Genomic DNA, 7,733 nt, shown 5'->3' on the forward strand with positions numbered 1-7,733 from the left:
CGGGCCCCCACCGCGATCGCGTCGGCGAGGTTGCGCGGGCCGTCGCCGTCGGCCGCGTCGGCCGGGCGCTGCGCCCCGGTGAACACGACCGGGCGGCCGTCGGCGTGGAACAGGTCGGTGAGGTACGCGGTCTCCTCCATCCCGTCGGTGCCGTGGGTGACGACCACGCCCAGGACGTCCGGATCGGCGAGCGCGGCGCGGGCCCGCACGGCGACCTCGCGCATGTCGGCGAGGGTGAACAGGTAGCTGCCCGCGCGCAGCACGTCCACGCCCACCACGTCCACGCCGGAGGGGGCCGGGAGCCGGCCGAGCAGCTCGCGCGCCCCGTCCTCGGGGAGACCCACTCCGCGCGGGTCGCGGCGGGTGGCGATGGTCCCGCCGGTGGACAGGACGATGACCTGGGACACGCGCCGGCCTCCTCATGACGGTTACCCAAACGTTTGCGCCAAACGTTTGAGTAGGATCTGGCCTGCGGCCCCGGAATGTCAAGAACCGCACGTTAAAATCGGGTGAGCCGCCAGCCGCGATCGCCGAGAGCCGAGGGACATGTGGGTGCGAAGAAGGCGCGTCCGGTCACGCTGCAGATGATCGCCGACCAGCTCGGCCTGCACGTCTCCACCGTGTCGCGCGTGCTGCACGCCAAGCCCGACGAGGGGCTGCGCGCGGCGTCGAGCCCGACGGCCGTGCGCGTGCGCGCGCTCGCCGGCGAGCTGGGCTACCAGCGCAACCCGCACGCCATGAGCCTGCGCACCCAGCGCAGCAACCTGGTCGGCGTCCTGGTCCCGCGGCTGTCCGACGTGGTGCTGGCCACGATCTACGAGGGCGTCGAGGAGGCCGCGGCCGAGAACGGGCTGTCCACGTTCGTCACCAACACGCGCGACGTCCCCGAGGCGCAGCGGGCCCGCACGGAGATGGTCCTGGCCCGTCGCGTCGACGGGATGATCTTCGGCGACGGCCGCTCCGACACCGGGTTCCTGGACGAGGTCGCCGCGAGGGGCGTGCCGTTCGTGCTGGTCAACCGGCAGGTCGGGGAGCATCCGGCGGTCGTCTGCGACGACTACCTGGGCGGCAGGATGGCCGCCGAGCACCTGCTGCGGCTCGGGCACGAGGACGTCGCGGTCGTGGCGGGGGAGCCGTACGCGAGCACCGGCGTCAACCGCGCGAACGGCTTCGCCGACCGCTTCCGCGAGGCCGGGCTGCCGATCCCCGGGCACCGGATCACGCACGCGCGCTTCGACGCGCCCGGCGGCCGGGAGGGCGCGGAGAAGGTGCTGGCGGCCGGGCCGCGGCCGTCGGCCATGTTCGTGGTCAACGACTTCGGCGCGATCGGCGCCATCGGCGCGCTGCGCGACCACGGGCTGCGGGTGGGCGCCGACATGGCGCTGGTCGGGTTCAACGACACGCCGCTGGCCGCCGAGCTGCCCGTCCCGCTGACCACGGTCCGCTCGCCCATGCACGAGATGGGCCGGCGCGGCCTGGAGCTGCTCGTCCGGGTGCTGGCCGGCGGCCCGCCGGACAAGGAGCTGCTGCGGCCCGAGCTGGTCGTGCGCGCGTCGAGCGACCCCGGCCGGTACGCCGCGCTGATGCGGAAGACCGCCCCCGGCCGGACCGGGGACGGTCTCTCACCAGGTCAGGACCCGTACACCTCCAGTTCGTAGATCCGCGCGGCGGTGTTGCCGTTCTGTGCGGGGGTGGTGATATTGAGGCGGACGTAGCGGGCGGACGTGGCGGTGATCGGGTGGTTGGTGACGCTGGCGGTGTTGCCGGTCACCGTCACGGGTGTGCTCCAGGTGTTGGCGTCGGTGCTGAGCTGGATGGTGAAGTCGCGGGTGTTGAAGTCGGTGCTCTCGCCGCCGGCGCCGGCGTGCCGGACGGTGAGACGAGCCACGCTCATGGCGCTGCCGAGGTCGACCTGGAGCCATTGGGGGCTGGCCAGTGAGCACCATTTGTCGGTGTTGCCGCCCGAGACGCTGCCGTTGACCGCCTTCTCCGGGCCCTCGTTGGCGTTGCAGGACGCGGTGCCGGTGGCCGTTCTGCCCAGCGCCAGATTGCCGGCCGGCGGCGGGGCGTACACCTCCAGTTCGTAGATCCGGGCGGCGGTGTTGCCGTTCTGTGCGGGGGTGGTGATGTTGAGGCGGACGTAGCGGGCGGACGTGGCGGTGATCGGGTGGTTGGTGACGCTGGCCGTGTTGCCCGTGACGGTCACGGGTGTGCTCCAGGTGTTGGCGTCGGTGCTGAGCTGGATGGTGAAGTCGCGCGTGTTGAAGTCGGTCGTCTCGCCGCCGGCGCCCGCGTGCCGGACGGTGAAGCTCCCCACGCTCACGGCGCCGCCCAGGTCGACCTGGAGCCACTTGGGGCCGGCCAGTGAGCACCATTTGTCGGTGTTGCCGCCCAGGACGCTGCCGTTGACGGCCTTCTCCGGGCCCTCGTTGGCGTTGCAGGACGTGGTGCCGGTGGCGGTCCTGCCCAGCGCCAGGTTGGCGGCCGTGCCCGGGTAGGACGGCGGGGCCGAGGACGCCGCGGTCGCCCACGACGTGCCGGCCGACCCGCCGAGGGTGAAGGTGAGCGTGCCGCCGTTCATGACGGCCGACGGCGGCAGGTAGGAGTTGTTCCAGGTGGCGCCGTTCCAGGTCGCGCCCTGGATGTAGGCCCCGGCCTGCGGCGCGTTGACGATCAGGTGGTTGCCGGTGCTCAGCGTGATGTCCACCTGGTCGAACACCGGCGTGTTCAGGGCCAGGTCGGCCGTCCCCGGCGTCTCGGGGAACATGCCCATCGCCGACCACACGTACCAGGCGCTCATCGTGCCCAGGTCGTCGTTGCCGACGCCCCAGCCGGTCGGCGAGTCCGGCCAGAGCTGGTCCTGCACCGCCCTGACCACCTGCTGGGCCTTCCACGGCTGGCCCACGTAGTTGTACTCCCACGGCAGCTCGATGCTGGGCTCGTTGCCCAGGTCGGCGTGGTCGCCGCCGCTGCCGTTGAACGTGGCCAGCACGTGGTCCAGGTAGCTGATCATCGCCGCGTTGCCGCCCTTGGCGTCGGCCAGGCCCCGGATGTTGAACGGCACCATGCCCGTGTACTGCCAGGACGTGCCCTCCACCATGTCGGTGCCGCTGGTCGGGCTGAACCCGCTCTTCCAGCCGCCGCCCGCCAGCCGCGGCTGCATGAAACCGCTGGTCGGATGGAGCAGGTTGCGCCAGCCCTGGGCGCGGTTGACGAACCTGTCACGGTTGGCGGTGTCGCCGAGCGCCCCGGCGAACGCGCCGATCGCGAAGTCGGCCGTGTTGTACTCCAGGGTGGTCGAGACCGAGCCGTAGAAGTTGCAGCAGCCGTACGAGCCGTCGCTGGGCAGGTAGCCGAGCGAGGTCAGGTAGTTCAGGCCCGGCCTGGCCTGGTTGGCGACCGTGGCCTGCTGGATCATCGCGTTCTTGGCCGCCGCCGTGTCGAAGGAACGGCCGCCGAACGCGTACAGGCCCGCGATGATCGGGTCGGCCGGGTCGCCCACCATCACGTACGACTCGCCGTTGGCCTGCGACCACTTGGGCAGCCTGCCGCCCGCCGTGTACACGTCCACCATGGACTGGGCGATGTCACTGGCCCGGTCCGGCGCGATCATGCCGAGCAGCTGGGCCTGACTGCGGTAGATGTCCCAGCCGGAGAAGTTCGCGTAGTGGGCGTGCCCCGCCGGGACGGTGTGCACGGCGCCGTCGAAGCCCCTGTACTGGCCGTTGACGTCGCTGAACACGTTGGGGTGCAGCAGCGCGTGGTAGAGCGCGGTGTAGAACACGTGCTGCCGGGCGGTGGTCCCGCCGGTGATCTGGATCTTGGACAGGGCGGCGTTCCAGGCGTTGTGCGCGGCGGCCTTCACGGCGTCGAAGCCAAAGGAAGGGACTTCGGCGTCGCGGTTGGCCTGCGCGTTGGCCTGGGAGGTGAACGAGATGCCGACCCTGGCCTGCACCACCTGGTTGCTGGTCGTGTCGAAGGTCAGGTAGGCGCCGTTGGGCTCGGCCAGCGCCGCCACGCTCTGCTCCCCGGGCGGGAGCGCGCCGTGGTACTTGGGTTCGGGGGCGGCCGCCCGCGAGGCGGCGGCGGTGGTGGTGCCTGTCGACTTCGCCGACGCTCTCTTGCTGCCCGGGCTCAGGCTGCCGGCCAGCCAGGTGCCCGTGGTGAACGGACGGTCGAAGGTGACGGCGAAGTGCACCGTGTACGTGTTCGACGCGCCGCAGAAGTGGCCGCTGGTGACCGAGCCGACGACCTCGGTGTTGCTCACCGCCTGCCAGCTGTTGGCGTAGACGCCGTTCTGGCTGCCGGTCAGCTTGAACAACAGGTTCGCCTGCGTGGTGGACGGGAAGGTGAAACGGCCGATCCCGCCGCGCGTCGTGGTGGTGAGTTCGGTCCGCACGCCGTTGTTCAGGTTGACCGAGTAGTAGCCCGGCGTGGCCGACTCGCCGGAATGCGCGTAACCCGCGCTCGCGCCGGCGGGATTGGTGCCGATGGCGCCTGTCGTCGGCATGATGGGGACGTCGCCGTAGGCGCCGCAGCCGGGGCCCGCGATATGCGTGAGGCTGAATCCCGTGATGGTGGGACTGTTGTAGTTGTATCCGCCGCCCAGAGCCCTGGACGCGGTGTCCGGGCTCCACTGGATCATTCCGAACGGGACGTCGGCCCCGGGGAAGTCGTTGGCGTCGTTGGTCGTCCCCAGGAACGGGTTGACCAGGGCGGCGGGGTCGCTGACCGCCGCCTCCGCGCGGCCGCCGGACGGCGTGAGGATCAGCGTGAGCGCCGCCGCGCCGCAGACGAGCGCCCTTCGCGTGTGCAGCCGTAATCGCATGACGCAACCGCCCCTTTCCGGGTTCAGGCAATGGGGAATCGACGCCGCGGCCTGGGAGTGGGCCCGGCATTCGTCGGTTGACAACGTTGTCATATTGGATTGACGATCTCATTGAATACCGCCCGCGAAACGTGTCAAGACCCACGCGCGAAATCCGCCGGAAACACGGCACCCTGAACAGGGGCAGGCATTCCCGCCTCTGTCTCGAACGTTCTAGAACCCCAGGCCGAACAGCACCGTGTGAGCGTTCTCCGGGCCGGAGACATGTCTGCCGAGCTTTCTGATCGAGGACACCTTCTCCGTCCTGAGGACCTCCACCAGGTGCGCGGCCAGCGCCTCGCCGTCCACCTCGCCGGGGCCGCCCGCGCTGCTCGCCGGGCCGAGCGCGCCCTCGATCCTGCCGGCCACCTGACGGAAGCCGTCCGGCCCCGGCCCGCAGGTCAGGGGGACGACCAGGCCGCGGTACTCGCGCTCACCGGTGTGGCGCCGCTCGTGCTCCGCGACCGGCATCAGGTGCCCGCGCCCCTCGGCCAGCGGTTTCAGCGCCTCGCCGGACCAGTCGCCGGGGTCGGCCTCGTGCCAGAGCCAGCCGGCGGCATCTTCGTCCTCCATGGTGATACCGGACACTACTGGGAAAAATCTATCGATGTCCGGTGAAACAATCTGGCGGGGTGCGGACACGTACAGAGGTGAACGAGTCCCCGACGACCAGGGAGCAGCGTGGGTTCCCCTGACCTCAAGCGGCGCTTCGAGGAGATCTACACCGCCCACTACGGCGACATCCTCGCCTACGTGCGGCGGCGCACCGACTCCCCGGAGGACGCCGCCGACGCGCTGGCCGAGACGTTCGCGACCGCCTGGCGGCGGGTCGGCGACCTGCCCTCCGGCGCCGCCGCCCGGCTGTGGCTGTACGGGGTGGCCCGGCGCGTGCTGGCCAACGGCCGCCGCGCCCGGTCACGGCGCGGCGAGCTGGTCGAACGCCTGGGCGCGCAGCTCGCGCTGTGGACGGAGTCGGCCGGGCCCGCACGCGACGACCACCTCGACGACGTGCGCGAGGCGCTGGGGCGGCTGGGCGGCGACGACCGCGAGGTGCTGTGCCTGGCCGGGTGGGAGGGGCTCAGCTCGGAGGAGATCGCGAGCGTGCTGGGCTGCTCCAGCGGGGCGGCCCGGCTGCGGCTGCACCGCGCCCGGAAACGGCTGGCCCGGGAGTTGCGGGCCGTGGGCCGGGATCTGACGGGACGCGATGAGCATACGGCGACTCCTGCCTCGTCAGTGGAATTGTCGCGATCGGTCGGTTCGGCGAAGAGGAAGACGGCATGAAGAACCTCGACCCCGCCATGGAGCGGACAATCGACCGCCTGATGGCTGACATCGCGCCCGACGCCGGGCCCGGCATGACGCCGCTCGCTCGCGAGCTGTTCGACGAGATCACCGCCACCCCGCCCGGCCGGCGCCGCCTCCGCCTGGCCCGCCGGCTCACCCTGCCCCGCCGGCTCACTCTGCCGAACCGGCTCGCCCCGCCCCGCCTGGGGCGGCTCGCCGGGCTGCGTCTCCGCTGGCCGGTCGTCGCCGCGCTGGCCACCGCGACGGTGGTGCTGAGCTGGGCGTTCCCCGCCGTGGACGGCATCGGCCCGGCGCCCGCCGCCGCGGCCCTGGAGATCCAGCGCGACGGCGACTTCTACGTCATCACGGTGAAGGACCTGTTCGCCGACCCCGAGGTGTACCAGGCCGAGCTGAAGGCCCGCGGCCTCGACATCACGCTCACGGTCAAGCCGACGTCCGCGAACCAGGCGGGCTCCATGTTCGTGATCAACGACTACGACCGCCTCAAGAAGGGCGAGACCGTGCCCGGCGACGGCCCCGTCAAGGCCGTGAACGCCCCGGGCCCGTGCGAACGCCCCACCGGATGCCCGATCCAGCTCAAGGTCCCCGTCGACTACAAGCGGGTGGCCAAGGTCGTCCTCGGCAGGCAGGCCCGCCCCGGCGAGAAGTACATGCTGCCGCCCGGCGTCGCCATGCCCGGCGAGCCGTTCCACTGCGTGGACTACGTCAACAAGAAGGTCACCGACGTCGCCGCCATGCTGGGCGAACGCGGCGTGCAGGCCCGGTTCACGGCCTACGCCGAGGGCGTCCAGGTGCCCGGCGACTGGTACGTGATCGACGGCGTCATGAGCGAGGCGGGCAAGGCCCTCATGCTGGCCGACCCCAAGCCCAAGCCCGACCCCGAGCCCACGTCCGGCCCTGAGCCCAAGTCCGACTCCCCATCCACGTCCGGCCCCGAGCGCCCGGCAGCCTCCTGCTCCTGACGCGCCCCTGACGCTCGGCACCCCCTGACACCACGTCCTTCATCAGCGCCGCCACGCGCTCTCTCCGGCGTGCGCGCGATCCCCCGAACCAACCCCTCGGATCAGTCATGCCCTCATTCGTCCGCCTCGCCGCGGGCCACCGCGTCTTCGCCGTGCTGCTCGCGCTCGCCGCCGCGCTGCGCGTCGTCACGATGCTCGGCTACCGTCCCGCCCAGCTCTACTGGTACGACTCCTTCACCTACCTCGACACGGCCGTCCACCTCGCGCCCTCGGCGTCCTTCCATCCGATCGGCTACCCGTTGTTCCTGCGGGCGCTGTGGCCCTTCCACAGCGTCGCGCTGGTGGCGGCGGTGCAGCACCTCATGGGGCTGGCCATCGCCGTGCTCGTCTACGCGCTGCTGCGCCGCAGGTCGCTGCCCGGCTGGGGCGCGGCTCTGGCGACGGTGCCGCCGCTGTTCGACGCGTCGTTCCTGCGGCTGGAGCACGCCGTGCTGTCGGACACGCTGTTCATCTTCCTGGTCGTCGCCGGGCTGACGGTCCTGATGTGGTCGCCGCGCCTGTCGTGGCGGGCCGCCGCGGGGGCGGGCCCGCTGTTCGCG

At 71.6% G+C, this 7,733-nt stretch carries 6 protein-coding genes and 1 pseudogene; 4 read left to right on the forward strand and 3 right to left on the reverse strand.

Annotation, left to right across the window (positions count from 1 at the left end):
- Positions 1-407, reverse strand: a 407-nt coding sequence (locus KME77_RS21545) for an asparaginase domain-containing protein (protein ID WP_219470559.1), incomplete at its 3' end; no start/stop codon positions are given.
- Between the two features lie 141 nt (positions 408-548).
- On the opposite strand from KME77_RS21545, the gene KME77_RS21550 reads away from it, so the two are divergent.
- The gene (locus KME77_RS21550; protein WP_219470561.1) at positions 549-1,658 is read left to right on the forward strand and encodes a LacI family DNA-binding transcriptional regulator; all 1,110 of its coding nucleotides are present in this window, start codon (positions 549-551) and stop codon (positions 1,656-1,658) included.
- Here KME77_RS21550 and KME77_RS21555 read toward each other — a convergent pair.
- Together KME77_RS21555 and KME77_RS21560 are read right to left on the reverse strand one after the other, a co-directional pair.
- Complete coding sequence (locus KME77_RS21555; RefSeq protein ID WP_219470564.1) at positions 1,631-4,828, reverse strand: lectin; 3,198 nt, start codon at positions 4,826-4,828, stop codon at positions 1,631-1,633. The two genes, KME77_RS21550 and KME77_RS21555, sit on opposite strands and share 28 nt — an antisense overlap.
- A gap of 213 nt (positions 4,829-5,041) precedes the next feature.
- Positions 5,042-5,440, reverse strand: a complete 399-nt coding sequence (locus KME77_RS21560) for a hypothetical protein (protein WP_219470566.1) — start codon at positions 5,438-5,440, stop codon at positions 5,042-5,044.
- A 108-nt stretch (positions 5,441-5,548) separates the two neighbouring features.
- Here KME77_RS21560 and KME77_RS21565 point away from each other — a divergent pair, with 108 nt between their 5' ends.
- From KME77_RS21565 to KME77_RS21575, 3 genes and pseudogenes are all read left to right on the forward strand, one after another.
- Entirely contained in the window at positions 5,549-6,148 is a 600-nt protein-coding gene (locus KME77_RS21565) for an RNA polymerase sigma factor (protein WP_219470568.1), read from the forward strand.
- On the forward strand, positions 6,145-7,134 hold the full coding sequence (locus tag KME77_RS29990) for a hypothetical protein (protein ID WP_219470570.1): 990 nt from the start codon (positions 6,145-6,147) through the stop codon (positions 7,132-7,134). The genes KME77_RS21565 and KME77_RS29990 overlap by 4 nt, the downstream gene beginning before the upstream one ends.
- A gap of 107 nt (positions 7,135-7,241) precedes the next feature.
- A pseudogene (locus KME77_RS21575) lies at positions 7,242-7,733 on the forward strand (hypothetical protein); the annotation flags it as partial.

Source organism: Nonomuraea rhizosphaerae, from assembly GCF_019396405.1.
In the GTDB taxonomy this organism is placed as follows: Bacteria; Actinomycetota; Actinomycetes; order Streptosporangiales; family Streptosporangiaceae; genus Nonomuraea; species Nonomuraea rhizosphaerae.

What these genes read in the sequence shown, in the direction of transcription:
- KME77_RS21560 (WP_219470566.1), bottom strand. Translation starts at nt 5,440, where the DNA reads ATGGAGGACGAAGATGCCGCCGGCTGGCTCTGGCACGAGGCCGACCCC.
- KME77_RS21555 (WP_219470564.1), bottom strand. Translation starts at nt 4,828, where the DNA reads ATGCGATTACGGCTGCACACGCGAAGGGCGCTCGTCTGCGGCGCGGCG.
- KME77_RS29990 (WP_219470570.1), top strand. Translation starts at nt 6,145, where the DNA reads ATGAAGAACCTCGACCCCGCCATGGAGCGGACAATCGACCGCCTGATG.